Origin of the sequence: Rivularia sp. UHCC 0363 (assembly GCF_034931125.1) — a bacterium.
Taxonomy (GTDB): domain Bacteria; phylum Cyanobacteriota; class Cyanobacteriia; order Cyanobacteriales; family Nostocaceae; genus Rivularia.
Genome location: NZ_JAYGHM010000023.1, coordinates 42689 through 66173 on the forward strand (window position 1 = coordinate 42689; position 23485 = coordinate 66173).

At 38.3% G+C, this 23485-nt stretch carries 15 protein-coding genes; 4 read left to right on the top strand and 11 right to left on the bottom strand.

All coding sequences use genetic code 11. The features are described from left to right. The first annotated feature begins 122 nt into the window (after positions 1-122). Positions 123-1016, top strand: a complete 894-nt coding sequence (locus VB797_RS14820) for a Tll0287-like domain-containing protein (RefSeq protein ID WP_323238459.1) — start codon at positions 123-125, stop codon at positions 1014-1016. 58 nt (positions 1017-1074) lie between these two features. Here the strand turns inward: VB797_RS14820 and VB797_RS14825 are convergent, their stop codons facing one another. Continuing rightward, positions 1075-3234: a caspase family protein gene (locus VB797_RS14825; RefSeq protein ID WP_323238460.1), complete on the bottom strand. Its 2160-nt coding sequence runs from the start codon at positions 3232-3234 to the stop codon at positions 1075-1077. Between the two features lie 124 nt (positions 3235-3358). Then, positions 3359-3499 (bottom strand): hypothetical protein, encoded by a 141-nt coding sequence (locus tag VB797_RS14830; RefSeq protein ID WP_323238461.1) that lies wholly within the window; start codon positions 3497-3499, stop codon positions 3359-3361. Positions 3500-3777: 278 nt separating this feature from the next. Between VB797_RS14830 and VB797_RS14835 the strand changes: the two genes are divergently transcribed. Both VB797_RS14835 and VB797_RS14840 read left to right on the top strand, forming a co-directional pair. After that, the gene (locus VB797_RS14835) at positions 3778-4968 is read left to right on the top strand and encodes a sigma-70 family RNA polymerase sigma factor (RefSeq protein WP_323238462.1); all 1191 of its coding nucleotides are present in this window, start codon (positions 3778-3780) and stop codon (positions 4966-4968) included. 49 nt (positions 4969-5017) lie between these two features. Next, positions 5018-6196, top strand: coding sequence for a DUF1822 family protein (locus VB797_RS14840; RefSeq protein WP_323238463.1), 1179 nt, complete (start codon positions 5018-5020; stop codon positions 6194-6196). A gap of 104 nt (positions 6197-6300) precedes the next feature. Here the strand turns inward: VB797_RS14840 and VB797_RS14845 are convergent, their stop codons facing one another. From VB797_RS14845 to VB797_RS14885, 9 genes are all read right to left on the bottom strand, one after another. After that, positions 6301-6492, bottom strand: a complete 192-nt coding sequence (locus VB797_RS14845) for a hypothetical protein (protein ID WP_323238464.1) — start codon at positions 6490-6492, stop codon at positions 6301-6303. 859 nt (positions 6493-7351) lie between these two features. Next, positions 7352-8431, bottom strand: coding sequence for an anthranilate phosphoribosyltransferase (gene trpD, locus VB797_RS14850; RefSeq protein WP_323238465.1), 1080 nt, complete (start codon positions 8429-8431; stop codon positions 7352-7354). Between the two features lie 132 nt (positions 8432-8563). Next, positions 8564-10060, bottom strand: coding sequence for an iron uptake porin (locus VB797_RS14855; protein ID WP_323238466.1), 1497 nt, complete (start codon positions 10058-10060; stop codon positions 8564-8566). Positions 10061-10267: 207 nt separating this feature from the next. After that, positions 10268-11491, bottom strand: coding sequence for a tryptophan synthase subunit beta (gene trpB / locus VB797_RS14860; RefSeq protein ID WP_323238467.1), 1224 nt, complete (start codon positions 11489-11491; stop codon positions 10268-10270). A gap of 58 nt (positions 11492-11549) precedes the next feature. After that, positions 11550-12395 (bottom strand): tryptophan synthase subunit alpha, encoded by an 846-nt coding sequence (gene trpA / locus VB797_RS14865; RefSeq protein WP_323238468.1) that lies wholly within the window; start codon positions 12393-12395, stop codon positions 11550-11552. Between the two features lie 246 nt (positions 12396-12641). After that, positions 12642-14837: an anthranilate synthase gene (locus VB797_RS14870; protein ID WP_323238469.1), complete on the bottom strand. Its 2196-nt coding sequence runs from the start codon at positions 14835-14837 to the stop codon at positions 12642-12644. 249 nt (positions 14838-15086) lie between these two features. Further along, positions 15087-16178, bottom strand: coding sequence for a 3-deoxy-7-phosphoheptulonate synthase (aroF, locus tag VB797_RS14875; RefSeq protein ID WP_323238470.1), 1092 nt, complete (start codon positions 16176-16178; stop codon positions 15087-15089). A gap of 461 nt (positions 16179-16639) precedes the next feature. Next, positions 16640-18154 (bottom strand): NAD(P)/FAD-dependent oxidoreductase, encoded by a 1515-nt coding sequence (locus tag VB797_RS14880; RefSeq protein WP_323238471.1) that lies wholly within the window; start codon positions 18152-18154, stop codon positions 16640-16642. Between the two features lie 188 nt (positions 18155-18342). After that, complete coding sequence (locus VB797_RS14885) at positions 18343-19827, bottom strand: serine/threonine-protein kinase (RefSeq protein WP_323238472.1); 1485 nt, start codon at positions 19825-19827, stop codon at positions 18343-18345. Between the two features lie 215 nt (positions 19828-20042). On the opposite strand from VB797_RS14885, the gene VB797_RS14890 reads away from it, so the two are divergent. Beyond that, positions 20043-23420: a ferritin-like domain-containing protein gene (locus VB797_RS14890; protein WP_323238473.1), complete on the top strand. Its 3378-nt coding sequence runs from the start codon at positions 20043-20045 to the stop codon at positions 23418-23420. Positions 23421-23485: the final 65 nt, after the last annotated feature.

Sequence of the window (23485 nt, forward strand, 5' to 3'; positions counted from 1 at the left end):
CGATCCTTAGTCAAAAAATATCTAAAAATCGGCTATTCTTTAAGAAGCTGCTTGCGTGTCTACAAAATCTTACCCTTACTCGCTTGTCCTAATTACTAATTATTAAACAGGAAGATATAATCGTGAAAATAGGAACTAAAGTAAATATAAGTCTGATTATTGTTTTTATCATTAGTATATTAATTAGTGGAATTTCTTTGGCAAATGTATTAGAAAAAAAAGTAGAAAGCGAGGTAAATTCTAAAGCATTAGCCTTAATGGATATGAATAATTCAATTAGAAACTATACAAACGATCGCGTACAGCCTTTATTGTTACCGAAACTAGATACTCAAGAAAAATTTATTCCAGAATCTATCCCAACTTATTCAGTAAGAGAAACTTTTGAATATTTTCGTAAAATCCCCGAATTTGCTAGTTTCTTTTATAAAGATGCTGCATTAAATCCGACCAATTTACGAGATAAAGCTGATGATTTTGAAACTGAAATTGTCAACCGATTTCGTCAAGAGTCAAATACAACATCTTTATCTGGTTTTCGCTCCATGTCTGGAACACAACTGTATTACACTGCTAAACCTTTTGCGATTAAAAATGAAAGTTGTTTACGTTGTCACAGTACTTCTGGAAACGCGCCAAAAAGTCAGCTAACAACTTATGGAAGTGAAAATGGCTTCGGATGGAAGTTGAATGAAATTGTTGCCGCTCAAATTGTTTATATACCTGCCGAAAGGATTATTAACAATGCTCATCAGTCATTTATACTAGTTACGGGAATTGTGACGATGATTTTTGCATCCGTCGTTATTGTGATGAATCTGCTGTTAAAAAGAATCATCCTACAGCGGATTAGAAACATTGCTACAGTAGCCGAACAAGTTAGCGTTGGTGATATGGATGCTAATTTTGGCAGACAAAATAAAGATGAAATTGGAGATTTAGCCGAAGCTTTTAATCGCATGAAGTATAGTTTAGAAATTGCGATGAATATGTTGAATAAGAAAAAAGGGGAATGACTAATTGGAAATACAAAATGTAAAATTGAATAACTTTTAACCTTTGACCTTTGCTCGCCTATTTTTTCAATATCCGCTGCTTAAATTCGATCGCCATTGCGGGATCGGGAATATTCTGTGCTAATCGATCGGCAAATTGTATGTCAGTAATTTGCGGGTGGGATTGCAAAGTCTCTTCAATGATAAAATTAGCCATAGGACCAATTAAATAAACTAAATCGTGTTTGCATTTGTTGACAAAGTTGTTGTCGATGGTGGGATATGCAACTGCTGGAGATTTACCTAACTCCGTTTGAGTAGCAATAGCTGGTATTGATAAGATAGCTGTTGCTTGATTTTTGAACTGTGTTTTTTTCTGAAGTGATATATAATCCGTAAGTTTTTCGATTAACTCTTCATCATTTGCTGCTTTTTGAATAGATTGCTGCAATATTGTTCCGGAAATTACTCCTATTGATTGTTTGAGTAAGTTTTCTAATTCGGTATATTTTTCAGAATTTAAACTGAAGTTTTTTTGAGATTGTGCTGGTATTTTTACATGAGAAAATTGATTAGGAGTCGGGGGTTTTTTGGGTAGTTGAACTACAGTTCTTTGATGGTTGATTTGTTGAACATTTTGTTGAATATTCCCTGGTAAAATATCAATGATTGCTTGGGTACCCGAAAACCAAGTATGCAAACTTATTCCTTGAATTTGTAAAAGTTTTTGTAGTTGAGTAATCCATTGAGCAACGGGTAATCCAACTTGATGATTTGCGTCGTTAAGACTTTTTAACAAAGTTTGGGTAACTAATTCTGATTTATCGATAGGTGTTTCCGTAACTATTAAACATTGTCCGTATTCGGTACCGCACTGTAAATCTTCTAGCCAATTTTCCCCAGAACTAATCCCTGGAGATACCGATTTTATTATATCTAAAATGACTATTTGCTGAGTATTTTGAGCGCGACGTAATACTTGTCTCAAATAAGAACGACTCAAACGCACTCCGTCACCTAAAATTAAACAGGCTTCTCCATCTTCGTTTTCTTGAACGTACCCGCGTAAATATAATAAGCAGGTGGGTATATTCTTCACTCCCCCGACTTTTATAGAGGATTTTTTATTTAATTCTTCGCTCTTACGGATAAATTGTTGAATTTCTGAGCGAATTTCCGACCAATTTTTATGTTGGTGAAAAAATTCCACTTCAAAATCACCAGCAGTAGCTAGTAATTGACTTAAATCATGAGTGTTTTGCTGATTTTTTAATCCATCAACTATTAAAGCACGTCGTAACTTTTGAGAATTAACATTCTTGTGCTTAAATCCAACAATTAATTCTCCAACACCTTCAACAATTCTTTTCGGAGTTTGTAAAGGATACTCTGGATAAAGCTTGCTATCTCCCCGCTTGAGCTTTTGCTGATTAATTAAACGTACTTGATGATTTAATTTATCAATATACTGTACCGTCTGACGATAAACATATTTATAAAGTCCGTCAGCATCAATAAATCCGCTGTTATCGGCAGCTTCCCCCGACAATCCCCGCATTAAATAGTAGGTGAATACTCCATGTCCCAACTCGGGAAACTCCCAAGATTGCTGACCGCGATCGCAACTGAGTAAAGCACAAAATCCCTTACTTTGAGAAGCTTGCTGTCTTAAGACATTCATTAGTTGCGGGGTAGTGTTGGATAGAGGAGCGATATTTCCATCCCTAGCACTACCAGATCCCGCTCCCAACAATGCCATATCACCACTATGACAGGTATCCAAGCATAATAACTGTTGCTTTGCTGGACTAGCACCTAACATTTTTACTAGTTCCTGCATAGGTAAACCAGTAGCCAACAAATTATTTTTATTAGTATCTGAAAAACACAGGACAGCTTCTTGCGTATTTGGCTCTAACATCCCGTGTCCTGAGAAATACAGCATAATTGAATCGTGAGCTTGAGATTGCGAAACAATTTTTTGCAAACTTTTACGAATATTTGTTAATTTAGGAGTCTGTGACGCAAAATCGTGAAGCACAACGACTTCTTTGTTGGGAAATCCTTCAGTAGCTTTAACAAGTGCTGCTTCCAAACCCTGACAGTCTAACGCTGGATAACGTAAAGAAGGTAAACCGATATCTTGATAATCGTTAACACCTACCAATAACAGCCAAAGCTTGGCTTCTCCTGATTTTAATGTATAAGTTGAATTGCTAGAACCTACGCCGAGAGCCATAATTTTAGACCTCTGATAAGATTATTTTATCCTTAAATCGAATTTTGTTCTTATTTTTAGAAAATTAAGATAATTGAATTCCAGTAATTCCAGTATTAACAAAGCTGCCATTTGTGTTCTAACTTTAAAGCTTAAAGATAATCCCCAATCGAGAAGAACTAGAGAAGAATATTTGTGAATTCGATATTCGCGATCGCAACTGTAAGTCACAACCTAAAGGCAGTTGTCCAAGACTAATATCAATAATTGTAACTTTTTTAAGCATGAACTTTCAGTACCTTTAAATTAACCTTCCCTATTTATTGTATGGGTAAAGCTTTTACAGAGTTATGCAGTTGAACGTCAAGTTTCCTAATTTAAAATTTTCATGTAAATTTATTTATATACTCAGAAGTATTGACAAAATTGATTCGTTCATACCAAGTTAGTAATAATCAAAGTTAAATTGTGTAAATTTATATTTAAGTCTATTATCGGTAATTAATTATAGATAGCTGTATTTATGATGTAATTATGCATTTGTATTTGTGAGTAATTTTAGTTATGCGTTCTCGTCAAGGAATCACCGAATTATTTTCAACTTTTTTACAATTTGATGCTGACCGGGTAATTGGTTGGGCAACTGAAGCTAAACTGCGTCGAAATATTACTAATCGTCAAAACAAATTAGCAAAACCTGAAAATTCCGAAGATTTCTGGGTAACTTACTGGTATAAAGAATGGCTTTCTCAATCGGAGAATTTAGCAAGCGGACATATATCAGCTTATTTACAAGAAGTTTGCTACTGGGCTGCGAATAAAACAGTTACTCATTTTTCATCGGGACAATATACTTTATCAGATTGCTTTCAAGCGATCGTCACTAAGACTGATAAAGTTTTGCAAGGCTTTAAACCCGATATGGGTTTTAATATCAAAAACTACGCGAGTGCAATTTTTAGCAGCGAACTTAAAGAATTGTTACGACAGCAAAAAGAAGTTGATATTTCTACCGATTGGCGGTTGTTGCGGAAACTAACTCAAAAGCGGTTGGTAGAATCTTTAGAAAATGCTGGATTGAATTTAGCGATCGATAATTACGTACTTGCATGGAAATGTTATCAAGCTTTGTACGCTCCCCGTAAAGAAAAGGGAACTCGCAAATTAGCAAGACCTGATGATGCTGTATGGGATAATATTGCCAAACTTTATAATCAAGAACGTCTGACCCAATCGCAACCGGGACCCGAATGCAATGGTACAACTATCGAAAAATGGCTGATTGCTTGTGCTAAAGCCACACGGGCTTATTTGTATCCGAATATGGCTTCCTTGAATGCAACTACCGGAGATAATTCGGGAGAATTTCAAGATATATTACCGCAACTCAGACAAGAATCTTTACTATCAGAAATTGTTGTTCAAGAAGAAATTGCCGAAAGAAAATCCCAGCAAGATCGAATTAGCGATGTATTGATTGCTGCAATCAACCAGCTAGATGAACAAGGACAAAATATCATCAAATATTACTACCAAGGTAGTTTGACCCAATCCCAGATCGCGAAAGAATTGGGAGTCAAGCAATACACTATTTCACGAAAGCTCAGTAAATGTAAAGACACATTATTGATTAAATTAGCAACTTGGTCAAAAGAGTCGCTGCATATCTCCTTAAACTCGTCGGTACTAGATTATATGAGTACAGTTTTAGAGGAATGGTTGCAAAATTACTACAAACCTCAAGACTCATATTAAATTCAAAAAATTACCTTGATTATATTTCTTTCAAGCGGGAGCCAAAATTATGACAATTGATTTAGAAACGCTGAGCTTAAATAACCCTACCAATTTATGGCTAGAAATTCCTGAAAGCCAACAAACCAAGATTTGGGAACAAAGCCAAGCCTTTTCTACAGATAATCGTCGCTGGATGGCATATCTCAATCGCTTGAGCAGCCAAGTATTTTTACCTTGGATAAAAGAAGAACACGCGGGTGATGCGAAAGTGTTTCCTAATTGGGCAACCTTACCGAGCATTTGGGAAGTTACCAACGGTACGGGTATTTCCTTTAACGGTAAAAAGCTGGTGCTGATTCCCAGTGAAGCTTTAGATATATCAGAAATACGAGTTCCTCAAGAATGGGTAGACATTCCAAATTGGAGTGCCGATTATTACTTAGCCCTACAAGTTAATATAGAGGAAAACTATATCAGAATTTTGGGTTATACATCGCAAGTAAATTTAAAGGAAATGGGAACTTATGATGCTAGCGATCGCACTTATTGCTTGGACAAAGAGCATCTAATTTCAAACTTGAGTATTTTATGGATAGCACGTCAAGTTTGTTCCGAAGAAGTTACTAAAAATGCAACTGTTCCGATGCCGGAATTGTCCGCAACTCAAGCAGAAAATTTAATTAATCGGTTAGGGAATCCTCAAGTAATCAATCCCCGTTTAGAAATACCTTTTACCATGTGGGGAGCGCTTCTAGAACATGGTGGTTGGAGAGTGCGACTGTACGAACAGCGTCAGGGGATGCAAAGACAGTGGTCAATTCGTCAATGGATGCAAACCGGAGTATCGGAATTTGCTCAACAGTTCGGCTGGGAAAGCGTAGATTTACAGCCCGGTTTAGAAGGTGCTAGAGGTTCTACAACACCATCGGGAGCAACTACTTTAATTAGAAAAATTACTATATCCGGGGATGAATATGATTTATTAGTGCATCCCAAAGGTAGAATTCAAGATAGAATTTGGCGGTTTGAATTACGACGTGCCACTGTAGGAGAAATGATTCCTGTTGGCGTGAAGTTAATATTGTTAACAGAAGATTTGCAGCCATTTGACGGCAATCAAGCCCAAGCTAGAACTCCTGTAGAAAGAATTTATGTAGATGTTGCTTTGGGTGAAGATGAGGAAGGTTTAGTGTGGAAGACAGAGCCGACAGCCGATGATTTTGAATATGAAACCTTGTATTTATAAAGTTTTCTTGTAGGGTGTGTGACACAAGAAGCGATTATATTTCTAACAACAAGGTTTGTGGTGTCACGCACCATTCCGGGTTGTGAAACAAATGACATTTAAATTCAGCAACGTAAATCGGTCACAACAGTATAGTAACCTCTTCTTTTCTGTTCAATATTTTCATTTGCTTGTACATAAACAGGTTTATAATTTCCATTTTGACCATCGTATACCACAATTAAGTGAATTGCGTTTTGGCGTTGTCCCTCAGATATCCAATCAGCAATAGGGAGATCATCTGTATTTTTTTCCATTTTTGCTCTTTAGTCGGTGGTTTTCCTTATACGCAGGCATATTTGGGGAGCAACACCAACACATTCAACGCGCTTGGAGTCAACGTAAAGGTTGATGCTCTTAGGGGCAGAGGTGTTAATTATAGTATTGCAATCGCACCCCATAATCATTATATATAGAACTAAGATTAAGCCAGAAAATTTACTCATCTTTTTTTCGTCTTTCTTATATTCCTAGGACTTACGCACTGTACAAAACAACCATCTTGTGTATTAACGTAAATACTTTGTTTCAGGCTTTTGGATGTCGCTTTTGATTGCTGGCGTTCACCGTAGGTGCGGTTCTCGCCAAAATATGATTTAAAAATCTAGCTGTAAGCCTTGAAAACTATACCTGCTATTTAGGCTTTTCTGTCAATGCGTAAGTCCTAATTCCTTTAAATCCAACCTTGTTTTCAACTTCTCGTAATTTCAGAGGTGAATTTGTACCATCATTATAACTTTGACGGGATGGTTTTCGGGTTCTTCCGCACTTGTTATGCTAATTAAATAGTCGTAAAAAGGCAGAAGGCAGAAGGCAGTAGGGGAAGAAGGAAGAAATTAATAAATAATACTAACTAAACTGTTTGGAATCTTTATACAGCAAAGGTTTTCGTGATTTAATCCTGAGAATTAGCATACTAGGTACTGAAGAGCCGGTTTTCGTAAAATACCTAATTGATTCAAAATAATCCCAATCAAAATTACAAAACCGCCGATATATTGAGCTATAGCGTTTTACAAAAAAGGATGAAAAAAATTATCCCCAATTTTCAATTAATCAAACAAAACCCCCCTTTAATAAGGAGGGTTGAGGAGATTTAAGGTTGTATAAATCCAATTACTTTAAAAACTCCGTCAACTGTTCCAACTTCCGCCAAGGTTCTCCATCTTTCATGGCATCTTTCGCCAACACCACAGCATTTGCAAAAGTCTGTAAATAATTCCCTGTATCCGCAACCGCTTCACCAACATACAATGCCAAAGCAGCATTCAAAGCCACAACATCTTGCTGCTGTTGAGTACCTTGACCTTGCAAAACAGCCTTGAGAATAACGGCATTTTCTTGAACGTCTCCACCTTTTATGGTTTCAATCGGTGCGGAATTTACGTTTAATTCGTTGGGATCTAATTCCAATATCTGTATTATTCCATTAGATAATACCGCTAAATCTGTTTTATCTCCCAAACCGGCTTCGTCCAATCTTTCCCTGCCGTGGAGAACAATACCACGACGAGTTCCTAACTTACCGAGAACTTGAGCAAAGGTTTCGATCAAAACCGGACTATTAACTCCAATAACTTGTCCGGTAGGTTTCAAAGGATTGAGCAAAGGACCGAGTAAATTAAATACAGTGCGGACTTTGAGAGTTTTTCGTAACGGTGCGATCGCCTTTAATGCCGGATGCCAATCTGGGGCAAATAAAAAGGTGATTCCCACAGCTTCTAAAGCAGCTTGAGCTTTTTGAGTATCGGCTCTGAGATTAACTCCCAAAGCTTCCAACACGTCAGCAGAACCCGTTTTACCAGAAGCGGAACGATTACCATGTTTGGCAACCTTAACTCCACAAGCAGCCGTGACAAAAGCAACTGCTGTCGAAATATTAAACGTTGAAGCTCCATCTCCACCTGTTCCGCAAGTATCAATAAAAGGTAAATCACCTACAAGATTGCGAGAAACAGGTTTTACAGATTGCGATCGCAACACCTCTACCATTCCCAATAACTCTTCTACAGAAACACCTTTCGCTTGAATTGCCGTCAAAATCGCCCCAGACAACACCTCCGGAATACTTTCCGTCAGCCAACCTTGCATTAATTCCGATGCTTGAGAAATATCAAGGGATTTTCCATTAAGCAATTGTTGCAATATCGCAGACCAATTGTTAGTTAAACTTGATTGTTCTAATTTTGTTTGCATGATTTTATATTTGGGAATTGGGAATTGGTAATTGGTAATTGCGAATTGGAATAGTTAGAAGTTAGGAGTGATAAGTAAAAAGTAGTGAGTTAGGAATTATTAATTCTTCTCCCCATTACCGATTACCCATCCTTAAAAAGAGAAAGTTGTTCGTAAAGTTCCGGTATAAATCGTACCATTACTATTTTGATTTGCGGCGTTTTCAATTACTTGAATAGTTGGCGTGATTTGCACGTTTCTATTAACTGGATAGTTGTAAAATGCTTCGTAATTTGTCTGAGTTGAATCGCCGATTTCTGTGGCAATAAAAGGCTGTCCAACTGCAATTCCAGCTAAAGCACCTTTAGTAAATAAGTCCCTGAATCCAACGCCAGCCATCCAATAATTCGGACTAATATCGCCAAAACGAGTATTGTTGTAATTACTGTAACCATAGCGTCCAAATATACCTAGCTTCTTGGCTAGGGTAAATTCTAAATTGGCTCCAATAGCGTCAAAATGGTTATCAAATACTTCACCACCGCTGTACTGTAAACGTAAAGCTAAATCCCTAGAAGGGGAAAATTCAACTTCTACAATACCTTGATAATTATCTCCAAATAAACCGCGTTCTCCTCCTGTATTGGGAGAATTGGGAATATTAGGAGAATCGTACAGTACATCAATAAAAGGTGCCGTTCCAATGAGTCTTCCTCGATCGCTGGGATTTCCTGCATCGGCTGCGGTATAAGCAGCCCTCACCGTAAAAGCTCCTCGATTGGGTTTCCAGTCAATTACAGCCCCAGCACTGGGAAACTCAATAGGGAAGATAACATAGTTATTTACAAAAGCTTGAGTACTAAAGTCGCGGAAGCTAAGTTTGGCATAACTATTAAAGTCTATAAAATCGGCAGCCCGAATATTCGGACCGATGGTAACTGCTAAATCTTGACTGGGTTTAAAGGTGTAATAGAGTCGAGAAATTTCAATATTTCTATCTGTGGGGGGATTGATCGAATAATCCAAAGCACTACCGAAAAATGGTTCTAAGAAACCACCTGCATTATCTCTACCACCTTGAACTTGACCGTTTTCTGTAAAACCGCTTCCCGTTTCCAAACGCAGTTTTAATAAGTCAGTTTTATTAAAGCTAGTGTCTAAATCAATTCCTGCCCTAAATACAATTGTAGCGTTGGGGTCATTTGTAATTTGTCTCCCCGTAGCATCAATAATGCGATCGCCATCAAACCCACCAAAGTTAGCAGAAATAATTGCTTGTCCGTGTAACTTAGTAGTTGTAGAAAACTGATTGGCTTCTAATTGGACGCTACGTGCTTCTAAAGTATCCACCCGACCGCGTAAAGTTGCTAATTCCGCAGTAAAATTTTCCTGTAACCTCTGCAAAGTTACCAAATCTTCTTTTGTTACCGCATCCGTCGTAGCCGTAGCAATTAGTTCGTTAACTCTATCCAAACAAGCATTAAGTCCCGCAGCAAATTCATAACGAGTCATAGCTCGATTGCCGCGAAAAGTTCCATTCGGATATCCAGCAATACAACCATACCGCTCAACTAAAGACTGTAATGCTTGAAATGCCCAATCAGTTGGTTGAACATCGCTCAATTGATTAACATTCGTAACCTGACCCATTCCTGTTTCTGCTTTAACAGGAGATATCGTTAAAAGAAAGCAGAAGCTACAAGAAAGAAGAAAGAATAATTTAAAGCTTTTAATCATTGTTGAAAATGGATAATTGGTAATTGGTAATGGGTAATTGGTAATTGATGATCTCTTGCAATCTGCTGTAATTCCTGTCCTCCTAACTTCTCACCTTTGACCTAAACAACTCCTAAATGCCTAAGTGCTAACTGCTCGCTGCAACAACTTCACCACTGTTTGTACATCTTTATCACCTCTACCGGAACAGTTGATGACAATTCGAGGACTACCAGTCAACTGCGGACAAAGAGTTTCCAAATAGGCGATCGCATGAGATGTTTCTAAAGCGGGAATAATTCCTTCTAATTGCGATAATAATTGAAATGCTGTTAAAGCCTGTTTATCGGTAACGCTGTAATATTCCGCACGCTTAATCTCTTTGAAATAACTGTGTTCCGGACCAACTCCGGGATAATCCAAACCAGCGCTAACAGAGTAAGGCTCGATAATCTGTCCATCTTCATCCTGCAAAACGAAACTCATGGCTCCGTGTAAAACACCGACTCTCCCAAGTGTTAAAGTTGCCGCGTGTTTATCAGTATCAATGCCTTCACCAGCCGCTTCCACACCAATTAACCGTACCGATTTCTCGCCAACAAATTCATGAAATAGTCCCATTGCATTAGAACCACCACCAACACAAGCTAAAAGAATATCGGGTAATCCACCCCATTTTTCTTCAGCTTGAGAGCGAGTTTCTTTACCAATAATTGCCTGAAAGTCCCTCACTATCATTGGGTAGGGATGTGGCCCAGCCACGGAACCTAAAATGTAATGAGTAGTTTCAACATTCGTCACCCAATCGCGAATTGCTTGAGAAGTCGCATCCTTTAAAGTACCCGTACCCGCTTCCACCGGGCGAACTTCCGCACCCATCAACCGCATCCGGAATACATTTAGGGCTTGTCGTTCCATATCGTGAACGCCCATATAAACCACGCATTCTAAACCGAATCTAGCGCATACAGTAGCGGTTGCAACTCCGTGTTGTCCGGCTCCAGTTTCCGCGATAATCCTTTGCTTTCCCATGCGTTTAGCGAGTAGAACTTGTCCTAACGCATTATTAATTTTATGAGCGCCAGTATGATTTAAGTCTTCGCGCTTTAAGTAAATCTGCGCTCCTGCACCATCGGGACGAGCATAATGTTGAGTCAGTCTTTCGGCAAAATATAGGGGAGTAGAGCGTCCCACGTAATCGCGTAACAGTCCTTGCAGTTCGCCGATGAAATCCGGGTCATTCCGATACTTTTGATAAGCCCTCTCTAATTCGCTCAAAGCAGGCATTAAAGTTTCTGGTACGTACTTACCGCCGAATTTACCGAATCTGCCGAAGGTGTCTGGAGTGTTTGTTGTTAATAGCATTTTTTTAGTAATTGGTAATTGGTAATTGGGCATGGGGCATGGGAAGAAAAAATAACTTTTAACTTTTAACTTTTAACCTTTCTTTTGCGTTACGCTGAAGGCGTTTAGCTCCGCTAATCGCTGTTTTTAAATCAGTGCAAAATTCTGTAATGGCTCGCAATCCGTTGTATGGTGTTGATTCTCCTAGACGTTTAACAAATGCACTTCCGACGATGACCGCATCTGCTCCCCATTGTTTTACTTGAAGGGCTTGCTCTGGGCTGGATATACCAAATCCAACGGCGATCGGTTTGTCGGTAATACTGCGGATATTTTGCAACACATCTTTGACTCGTGTCTGCAATTGAGAACGGACTCCTGTAACCCCAGTGACGCTGACAAGATAAATAAATCCGCGAGACTTTTGTGCGATCGCCTTTATTCTGTCATCGGGTGTATTGGGAGTCACAAGTAATATGACTTCGATTCCGGCAGCTTCGGCTGTGTTAATTAAATTATCTGCTTCTTCTAAGGGTAAATCTGGTACGACTAAACCTTTAATTCCGGCTTCAGCAATTCTTTTAAGAAATTGGTCAATTCCTAAATTAAGAATCGGATTGTAATAAGTAAACAAGATAATCGGAGCTTTGATTTTACGAGTGACTGACCGCGCTATGTGCAAAACATCATTTAAGCGAGTTCCCCTTTCTAAAGCGCGAGTTGCTGCGGCTTGAATCACCGGACCGTCGGCTAAGGGGTCGGAGTAAGGAACTCCCAATTCAATAAAATCCGCACCGTTTGCTTCTAATATCGCTAATGCTTGAGATGTAGTTTCTAAGTCGGGGTCGCCAGCTGTGATAAATGGAATTAAAGCACATTGCTTTTGGGCGCGGAGATGTTTAAATTTTTCGGATATTGAATTCATGGGGATTGGTAATTGCTAATTGGTAATTGGTAATTGCTATTGTTTTCTAGGGGAAGGGATTTGAAGTTTATGCAGTAATCTTTGAATTAATTAGAGAAATTTTGGGGGAGTGTCCTAATTTTGTCGTAGCAATACCCTAGAAGGGTATCGCTACAGCTACAAAGCCTGCCTTCGCAGGCTACAAGACTATTAGCCTGCGAAGGCAGGCTTCGTAAATGTAGGCGGTCTTGTCCCCCCATCTCTTCTTTAATTTGCTAAAACTACTCCCTTAGCGGAACAAGTAAATTCACTTACTACGTTAGTGACAATTGTTAATCCCGTACCTCCAATTAATGTCATGATAGATTCGGGATGGAACTGTACTGCGGCTATTGGTAAGGTTTTATGCTCGATGCCCATAACTATTCCGTCTTCGGACATGGCTGTAATTTTTAGTTCGTCGGGTAAACTATCTTGCAAAGCGTACAAAGAATGATATCTACCAACTTCAAAGGATGACGGTAAGTCTTTGAAAGCAACGGAATTTTTATCTACTACATTTACCAAAGATGTCTTACCGTGCTGAGGATAATCTAAAACTCCCAACTTCCCACCATGCGCTTCAACTATTCCCTGCAAACCCAAACATACGCCGAATATGGGAATCTGACGTTTTTTGCAAGCGGCGATCGCACTTTCTAATTTAAAATCACTAGGTCTTCCAGGGCCGGGAGACAATACAACTAAATCTGGTTGTTCGTCAAATACCGATTCGGGAAAACCATGTCGTAATGTTGTGACTGTCGCACCTGTTTGACGAATGTAGTTGGCGAGGGTATGAACGAATGAGTCTTCGTAATCTATTAATAATACTTTCTTGCCTGCTGCTGGTTTCGCTTCTTTAATGCCAAATTCCGGAATGACCGCTTTGGAAACTTCTTGATGACTCGCTCTATTCAATGCTTGGAATAAAGCACCGCCTTTAGTTAAAGTTTCCTCTGCTTCTGCTTCGGGATCGGAATCATACAAAACTGTGGCACCAACTCTTACTTCTGCAATTGAATCTTGGAGTCGGATGGTTCGTAAAATTAAACCAGTATTTAAACCACCCCTAAAATTAAAGCCTCCCACGGCTCCACCATACCAGCGTCTAGCGCTGCGTTCGTTTTGTTCAAGGAACTGCATTGCGGAACGTTTTGGCGCTCCGGTAACGGTAACTGCCCATAAATGAGTCAGAAATGCATCTAAAGCATCGGCTTCCGGTTTTAGTATTCCTTCAACATGGTCAACTGTATGAATCAAATGGCTATACAATTCAATTTGACGACGACCGATAACTTTTACAGAACCGGGTTCGCAAATCCGTGATTTATCATTGCGGTCTACATCGGTACACATTGTCAGTTCTGATTCATCTTTGCGTGAATTGAGCAACTTCTGAATTTGTACCGCATCATCGATCGCAGTTTCTCCCCTTCTAATTGTGCCGCTAATGGGACAAGTTTCCACCCTTCTACCTTCAACCCGGACAAACATTTCTGGAGATGCACCAATTAAGTATTCTCCACCTAAATTAAAGATGAATCCATAAGGACTGGGATTAATTTTTATCAGAGTCCGGAATAGTTGAGTAGGGGATTTTTCGCAGGTTTCAGAAAAACATTGAGAAGGAACCACTTCAAATAAATCACCCCTGCGGAAATAATCAAGAGCTTTAATAACTTGTTGTTGATATTCTCCCGGTGCGTGGTCGGAACCTTGAGTTATATTGAGACGTTTACCCCGGTAATCAATTGCTTCACCCGTCCGTGGTATATCTCTAGTACTACCATTCTGAGTCACAAAATCGTACTGCATCCGGAATGCTTGTTGTAAATGATAGTCAACAACGAATAGCTCATCGGGTAAATATAAAACTAAATCCCTTTGATCGGATTCCCGTTCCAATAATTTAGGCATTTGTTCAAATTGGAAAACCAAATCGTAACCCAAAGCACCGTAAAGCCCTAAATTTTCATCCAAGGGACTGAAGAATGCAGAGATAATTTCTCGAATTACGCTGAATACAGATGGTTGTCTGCTGCGCTCTTCTTCAGAAAATAGGCGATCGCTAATTTTAATCGAACCCGAAATGGATGTATCCTCTCGATTTATCTCTTCAATATATGGTTTATCTAATAACAACTCACTCAAATAACCGAGTAAAACCAAACCTCGTTCGTTGTGAGCTGTAATTGTAAAAGTGCGATCTCGTGTAGATATTTCTAAAGGTGGATTGACAAAACCTATCGCCCATCTTTTATATCTTCCCGGATATTCATAACTACTAGCGAGCAAACCACCTCGTTGAGAATCCAAGCGCATCAAAACTTCATCAATAGCAGCATCGATAGAAGTATTCGTAACGGTACGGGATATAAATATACCGCCTTGAGTTGTGTAAGAATTCGTGTCAAATTGCATATTAATTATTCTCAAACCTTCTTTAAATGTTTATAGGGATGAGTAAATTTGGTTTATGCAATTTATCAAGGTAACGAAAGCACCATTATTAATGAAATATAAATTGTGCATGAATTTTTAGCTCCTAAAAAGTTACAGAGTCAACACCCTAGTCACACACTCTACAAGAATAAAAACTAAAAAACCCGATTTTTCACAAAAAACCAGGTTTAATTAATTGTTCCTATTAAGGATTTCAATCCTTATCCATCAAACACCAACTTTAATTCCACTTTCACTAACAAAACTTGAAGTCGTCACGGAATCATTTCCCCGTCCAAAGTATTCCGATAGAGGCTTGATTTCTCGCATTAACTCGATGAAATTTCCAGGAGTTAAAGATTGCGGCCCATCGGAAAGAGCTTTTGCAGGATTGGGGTGAACTTCAATCATTAAAGAATCCGTACCAGCTGCGATCGCAGCTTTAGCCATTGTCGGCACAAACTTTGAATAACCAGTAGCATGACTGGGGTCGATGGTAATTGGTAAATGAGTCAGAGTCCGCAATACTGGTACAATCGATAAATCTAGAACATTGCGAGTGTATTTGTTGTCAAAGCTGCGAATTCCGCGCTCGCACAAAATCACGTCATTGTTGCCAGTAGATAAAATATATTCAGCAGCCATCAACCATTCTTCAATAGTTGCAGACATTCCCCGCTTGAGTAAAATCGGTTTACCAGTTGCACCAGCTTTCTTTAACAGCGAGAAATTTTGCATATTCCTGGCTCCAATTTGTACCACATCAGCAACCTCTGCTACTTTATCCAAATCGGCAGTATCCATTACTTCAGTGATAATTCCTAAACCAGTAACTTCACGGGCTTTAGCTAATAAATGCAAAGCGCTTTCACCATGTCCCTGAAAAGAATAAGGCGAACTGCGAGGCTTATAAGCACCACCTCGAAGAAATTGAGCGCCAGTAGCTTTAACTACTTTAGCAGTCTCCACAATCATCTCTTCATTTTCTACAGAGCAAGGTCCAGCGATCACAACCAAAGGATGATTTTCACCGAAAGCGATCGCACCATTAGGAGTTTGGACAACAACTTGAGAATGTTCGCCGTTACGGTATTCTAAAGAAGCTCGCTTAAAAGGTTGTTCAACTCGGAAAACTTGTTCGATGAACGGACTAATTTGTTGAATATATCCAAGATTAATATCACAAGTATCGCTGACTAAACCAATTACAACCTTCTCTTTACCAATAATTTTTTCTACAGTTCCCTCATAAACGCTCAATTCTCCAATAATACGCTCAATTTCAACTTCAGGGGTTCCGGATTGGGTAACAATAATCATCTATCTTCCTTATTTTCATTTGATAATTATTTATAGGGATAGGCTTTTTCAATTTATGCAAAATATGAATAATTTTCTCTTCTTCTCTTCCTCAGCCTCTCTACGGTTAATTAAAATATATTATTTATAAAAAATTTAGAGTCTTGATTCTTATGTTTCCCAAATCATTAAATAAAATCAACATAACCATGAAAAAATTACAAAATTACAATTTTATTAAGCAAAATAAAGTAGACATCTCCGTAAAACATTTATATTGGTTTCCTTCTTTATGCAAACACCTAACCCTCTTACACCCTTTCCCTGATAGGAAAGGAAAAAAATAAGCCTCTCTCCTACTAGGAGAGAGGTTTTTTCATTTCCGGAGATGTCTCTATATATTTAACCAAAAGCTTCGGAGAGGGGGAAGAGTTGAGGTATTCACGTCAAAACTCTTTCCTCTAAAATTTTTAGCCGTTATTCTAAGCAGCTTGTAAAACATAAGCATCTTGTCTTTGATTAACAGAAGTTGTACCAAAGTAATCTCTTCTCTTATCAGAAACAATATCGTAAACAGCTTCCAAAGCAGATTCAATAGAACCTTGTAACCAAGCAGGATATTTAGAACAATGTTCTCCAGCAAATAACAATTGATGTTGTCTTCTAGCTGCTTCCAAATAATTGGAAGTATTCACAGATTCATCTTCCCAATGTACCGCACAACCACCAGCACTCCATTCGTAATTACCCCAAGCAATAGAAGCAGCTTCTACAACCATATTCTCTTCTTGTAATTCTGGGTGAACTTTACCAACAACATCTTTAACATAACTATGACGCTGTTGTTCAGACATCATTCCCATGCGATCGGCATCATCACCGATTGTATAGCTAGCTAACATCACGCTACCGCTATTTGGATTGAATTTAACAGAAGGATAGTAAGTTTGACGAACACCTTCACCGCTAAAAGAAGCACCACCGCGAATACCTTGTTTTTGCCAAAAATTTTCTTTGGTGTGAAAAGCAACTTTTGTCGCGGGACAGTAATAAGTATTATGAATAGAGTTGAGTTTTCTTTCATCAAATCCTGCTAATTCCATCTTTCGTATTACAGAAAAAGGAATTGTACACAAGACATAATCGCAACTAAGGGTGTATTTTTCGCCATTTTCTACATAGTCAATTTCTGTATATTCTCCATTAACTCTAATAGCTACTACTTTTCGATTGCACTTAATAGGAGACTTAATTGATTCTACTAAACGGTCGATAATTTGCTCCATTCCGCCTTGAAGTTGTAATAAATCGCGACTGGTTTCAACTACAATGTCTTCAAAAAACATATCTAATGCTTTACTGCAACGAGCGCGAAAACTAGGATTTTCTTTAATAAAAGATTGTAGATCGATAGATTCTTTATCTTCGCAAAAATAAGGTTCCAAATCCAATCTTTCTAATTCATCCATCAAGTGAGATTTGAGGTCATTTTCTAAGCTTTCTCGCAAATCACCGGGAGAAATAGTATCAACAATCGTTTTTAACCAAGCTGCAAATAAACGAGTTTCTTCACTATAACGAGTATCTGTAAAAATCCCTTGATAGCGTTGTTGCAAAATACGAGGAGCATCTTTCATTTTGAAGATTTTACCTTCTAAATTAATAAAGGCATTTTGTTCTTCAAATACAGTCATAAACTTACAGAGTTTGTCGCTTAATCCCATTTCATTTACATAATGTAATGTATGCTGATGGCTGCTAGGAATTCGCATTGCTCCCAACTCTGCATAAGGTGCGTTATTATCCTTACCAAAGCGATGCGTCCAAACTCTTCCACCTATTCGGGGGCTACCCTCGATAATTTCGACTTGATGACCTAAACGTTCTAATTCATAAGCTGCAACCAATCCTGCAATTCCTGCACCCAGAATGGTAATTTTTTTACCAGGTTGCAAGTTGGTCATTTCACACATATCTAGTAAAGTTGAAGTAAGCATTTTTTTATCCTTGTTCGGTTTGAATTTCGTCTGCGGTGTGTTTACCGCTTCTGTTACTTCATACCGGACAAGCTTTCTCGTTTATGCAGATATGCGCTTTGATTCAAACTTCAATTATTTTTAGAAATTAAAAAACCCGGTTTTTCCAAAAAACCAGGTTCCTCAACAGCACAGAAAATAATCATCGATTAGTCTCGCTCTTCGAGAACACGTTTTTCAAATTCCTTTGCCCTTTTTTGATTGGGAATTCCAACTACTAAAGATTCTATAAGTTGCTTGGGAGTTAGATGCGGACATTCTTCTAAAGTGTCTCTAATAACTACACTTGCAAAAGGTCCAACAAAACTAGTTAATTCTCGCCGACAACGATCCAAAAACTCTGGATCGCTAATTGCAGGAGAATTTGTTAAATTTAACTGCGATCGCTTTAACTTCGGAATTTTTTCTGGTTTAAACTCTTTTAACAGTTGGATGTGACTTCTAAAATCTCTCGCTCGTTGTGCGTCAGGAATTTTTTTAGCTAAAACTTCTACAAATTCTTTCGATGCTATGCCGGGATTTTCTGACAAAGTATGTTCCATAACAACGCTCGCTAATGGTCCGACAAAACTTGTAAGTTGCCGCTGACAGTAATCTACAAATTGTGGATTTAAAGAAACTGGTGTTTGTGCGAGTTGTTCAAAAGTAAGCTCGTTATCCGAATTTTGCTTCTCGTTATGATGCGTTCTTCTCGGTAATAGACTTGATATTATACCACCTAATGACATTCTTGGCTTCAAGTCATCATTTTCTACATAATTATTAATATTAGTATTATTATTATGATTATTACCAAGTTCTATTATTACCTCTTTCGCCGATTGATAGCGGTCTATCGGTAATTCTGCCAACATTTTATTAAGAATGCGAGCAAAAGGATCGCTAACTTTAACGTAAGATTGCCATTGCCAATTTAAAGATTCATCTATTAACATAGATGGCATTTTTCCAGTTAATAAAATTAGCGCACTAACAGCAAGCGCGTAAAGATCGCTGGAAGGATAACAATGTCCCAAACGCAATTGTTCTGGTGGTGAGTAACCCATTTTTCCTACAACTGAACCTTGATTAAAGCACTGCTGCGATGAAGAATTATTTAAAAATATTTGGGTAAATTTTTCTTTCACTACTCCAAAATCAATTAATACGGGCTTCGTTTGATCGCCAGGAAGCATGACATTTTCTAAAGAAATATCCCGGTGAATAATATTGCAGCTATGAATATATGCCACAACTGGTAAAAGATCTGAAAGCCATTGTCTCACTTCCATTTCCGAAAATGGCTTACCCGTTTTAGAAAGGCGATCGCTTAAAATTTGTAAATAAGTTTTACCATCAATATACTCTTGAACAATAAAAAGCTGTTCCTCATGAGTTAACAAAGCCAAAAACTGAGGAATTTGTTCGTGTTGAATTTGGTATAAAACTTTTGCTTCGCGTTCAAATAGTTCCTTCGATTTCGTAATTACCTTGGAATTATTAGTATCTGGTAAAAACTCTTTCAGAACACAGGGTTCTTGAAAACGCTGAATATCTAAAGCCAAATAAGTTCTACCAAACCCACCTGCTCCCAAAGTTCTCTGAATTAAATAGCGATTATTAATTAATGTTCCTTGATTGATTTCGGCACTCATTTTTAAGTTACTAGTTAGTTAATTATATAATTTTTAGTTTAATAGAGATAGAAGATTTAAATTTATGCATCGGATTTTGTCCAGAATCTTTTTTATAAAGTAATTGGGACATAACTTGGCAGATGTCTATGAAAATGACAGGCAAAATACAGCGTAGCTGCATAAACCGTAAGCGCTCACTCCTATATAGCAATAGTACATTGCTGTTACTTAAGATGAGTATTTTAGATTTTCCTCGCCTACATTTTCAAGGTTTAGCCCGCATTCACGCCCCTACTGGATATAAAAACGGTTTAGTAGATATGGGTAGCAATACTGTTTATATGAATGGTTTACCTTACAAAGAAAACCATTCTGCTTCCGAATATCACGAATTTCTTTATAATAAGGGACCAAAATTCAACGAGTACGGGAAGTTAGATGAAAATGGTCCTTTTAGTCAAGCGATGGGTTGGAATTTCGGTGGTAACGGTCATTTCTCTATTGATGCCAAAATAATTAGTACTCAAAGAGAATTTGGAAAAGTTGATTTAGATGACCCGGTTATCGGACGCAGTGTTGATTTTTGGGGTCATTATAATGAGTATGTTAAAACGACTGTCAACCGCGCTCGAATTTTTGAATGTGACCCGGCTTCTAATTGGACTAATACAATTATGTTGGGTCAGTTAGCTTTTGGCAGGTTGGGTGATTCCAATCAAGTTCCTTATATGGTAACTGCTCCCATCGAGGGTTATCAGTTAGCTCGCTGGCAAGATTTTAATTATATTCGCGATTTACCTCTTCATATTTTAAATGATGAATTTGGTAAAGCTGCCGTTTATCAGTTTGCTATTTCTAAGGATACTGAAGATTTTCTATGGAATGACGAGGTAAATATATCGCCGACGGTTTCCATGTTGAAGTCAGCCATGCAGCGAGAGGACGTTTTGGGTTTGGTGGTGCAGTTTAGTATCAGCAATATGTCGGCACCAGTTCAACCGGATGCACCAAGTTTCTGGGAATTACATGGAACTATCGGCTTATGGTGTCAAGACGAATTAAAAACTTATCCCCACGGACGGTTATTAACTTCAAAGGCTCTTAGCAGGGAGCAGGTAAGCTACTGCGTTGCGGAGGTTCCCTCCCTTGTCGCAAGTGGCGCAACCCGTAGGGGAGCAGGGGGAAGTATGGGAAACTTGACTTTGCAATTAAATCCCCAAGGTATTAGTTTAAATATGATTACGGCTGTTCCTTGTGTTGGGCGTGAGCCTAACGCTAAAGCTGGATTTCACGAGATTTTTTCAAAGTTGGATTTAGGCGATTTAGAATTATGTACTGTTAACAGTCATAGATTAATTGGGAAAATCCCTTCAGAAGCATACAACAAGGAAGCCCATCAGTTAACTAGTGGTTTAATAGATATTCCTTTTTATGATGATTGGGAAGATTTACGAAAAGATATTGAAAATCAAGGTTTGTGCATTATCGGAAGCGTTGACAACGAAAGAACAGTTTTAGTACAAGAGAAGGAAATTAATCTTCAGGTTGACGACGCTTGTTTATTTATCGAATTTCCCAATTCTAGTAAAGGGGAAGATAACGCTGTTGAATTAGAAGTCCGCTCTTTTGTTAGAGGTCGTCCGCAATCGGTACAGTCAATTTACGTAAATCAATTTTATAATCCTAGAGCTTTTCCTCAATTACGTTACCAATTTGAACAAGATTCTCAAAATAAAGCTCAAATTTTCCACTTCCCCCGCAGTTGTAAAATTCAAATCGTTGGATTAAAACCTGGAAAACAAGATGAAAAAGGAGAATTTAGTTCAAGTTGTGAAATCTCTACCAATCAACAAGGACGCGGTTGGTTTACTTTAAGAGGTGCCAAACCGGGAACTACTAAAGTATTAATTTCTAGTTCTTTCAACGAAATACCTTGCGATCGCAACCACCCAGATGAAGCGGAAATTGCTTACGATAACCACAATAAACTCGGCTTTTGGAACGGTTCGGGCTTCTTAGCTGTCAGAGTCATGGGTGATGATTGGCACCTAGATGAAATTCTTCAAGAAGATGTAGATTTCAACTTAATTTACGAACATATTTTAGCTTTCTACGAAGCCAGCTTTTCGTTTATGAAAACTGAAGTTTTTAGTTTGGCTGATAAGTGTAAAGTAGCTACCTACGCTCGCTTGATGTGGCAAATGTCAGACCCCAAAAATAAAACCAAAACTTACTATATGCCTCCCACAAGAGATATGTCTGAAGCTCAATCCAAACTTTTACTCAAATTCCTGCAAAATCAACAGCAAATTGGTTATATTCCCACTTCAGTTCAGTTACAACCACAGCAATCCGAATATAAAATTCAAACCAAGGAAGAATTAATCACAGCATTAAAACAAGCAGCAGAATTAGAAGTTGCTGTGATGCTGCAATATATTTACGCCGGATATTCCGTTCCCAACTACGTCACCGGGGAAGAATACGTGCGTCGGGGATTGTGGACGCAAGAACAATTATATTTGGCTTGTGGCGATCGCAAAGAAGTTGATAATTATGGAATGCGGGGAGTATTAATGGAAATTGCCCGCGAGGAAATGATTCACTTTCTTTTAGTTAACAATATATTGATGGCAATTGGAGAACCATTTTATCCAGCAGTTCCCGATTTCCAACAACTTAACGCCAAATTCCCCATAGATATAAACTTTGCTCTCGAACCATTAAATGCTTTATCACTACAGTATTTTATACGTTTGGAAATGCCTGACTTCCTCAACGAACCTATTCCGACTTCAGGTCAGTTACATACATATGGTTCCTTAAGCGAACTATACGGTCAAATCCGTAATGGATTACAAAACATTCCCGATTTATTTGCAGTAAGTAAAGAAAGCGTCGGTGGAGAACATCGTTTATTCATGCGAGAAAACTTGAATAAAGCACACCCAGATTATCAAATGCAGGTTTACGACCTCAAAAGCGCCTTATTCGCCGTTGATGTAATTGTCGAACATGGAGAAGGAAGCGAAACCGAAAGCGAAACATTTGCGCGATCGCACTATCAAAAATTCCGCAATTTAGCAGACTCTCTTTCCCAAGAACAAATTAATCAATCCAAAAAAGGAGATAAAAGAACTTGGAATCCTTCATACCCATCCTTGAGAAATCCCAGTTTAAATTATCAAGATTGTAATAATAACGTTGTTACGGTTCCTCACACCAGAACGGTAATGGAAATATTCAACGAAAGTTACTTCTTAATGATGCAGCTGATGGTACAGCACTTCGGTTCAAATCCTCAAGGTAGTTTACGACGTTCCAAATTAATGAACGCCAGTATAGATGTAATGACAGGAATGATGCGTCCCTTGGGAGAACTGTTGATGACCTTACCTTCGGGAAAACGCGGTAAAACAGCAGGACCATCCTTTGATATTCCCACACCGGAATACATACCTAATCAAGAAATTGCCTATCAAACCATATCAAGTCAATTCCAGATTTTAGCAAAACGTTCTCATCGCTGCGAAGTTATTCCCGAAGCCGTTTCTGAAATGTTTGATTTTTATGGTAATTTCTTCGAGGAATTAAGGAAAAGTGAGAAATGATTTTTTTAACGCAAAGGTACGCAGAGTATTTTTTTAATACAAACACAAAAGATATGAAGAATTAT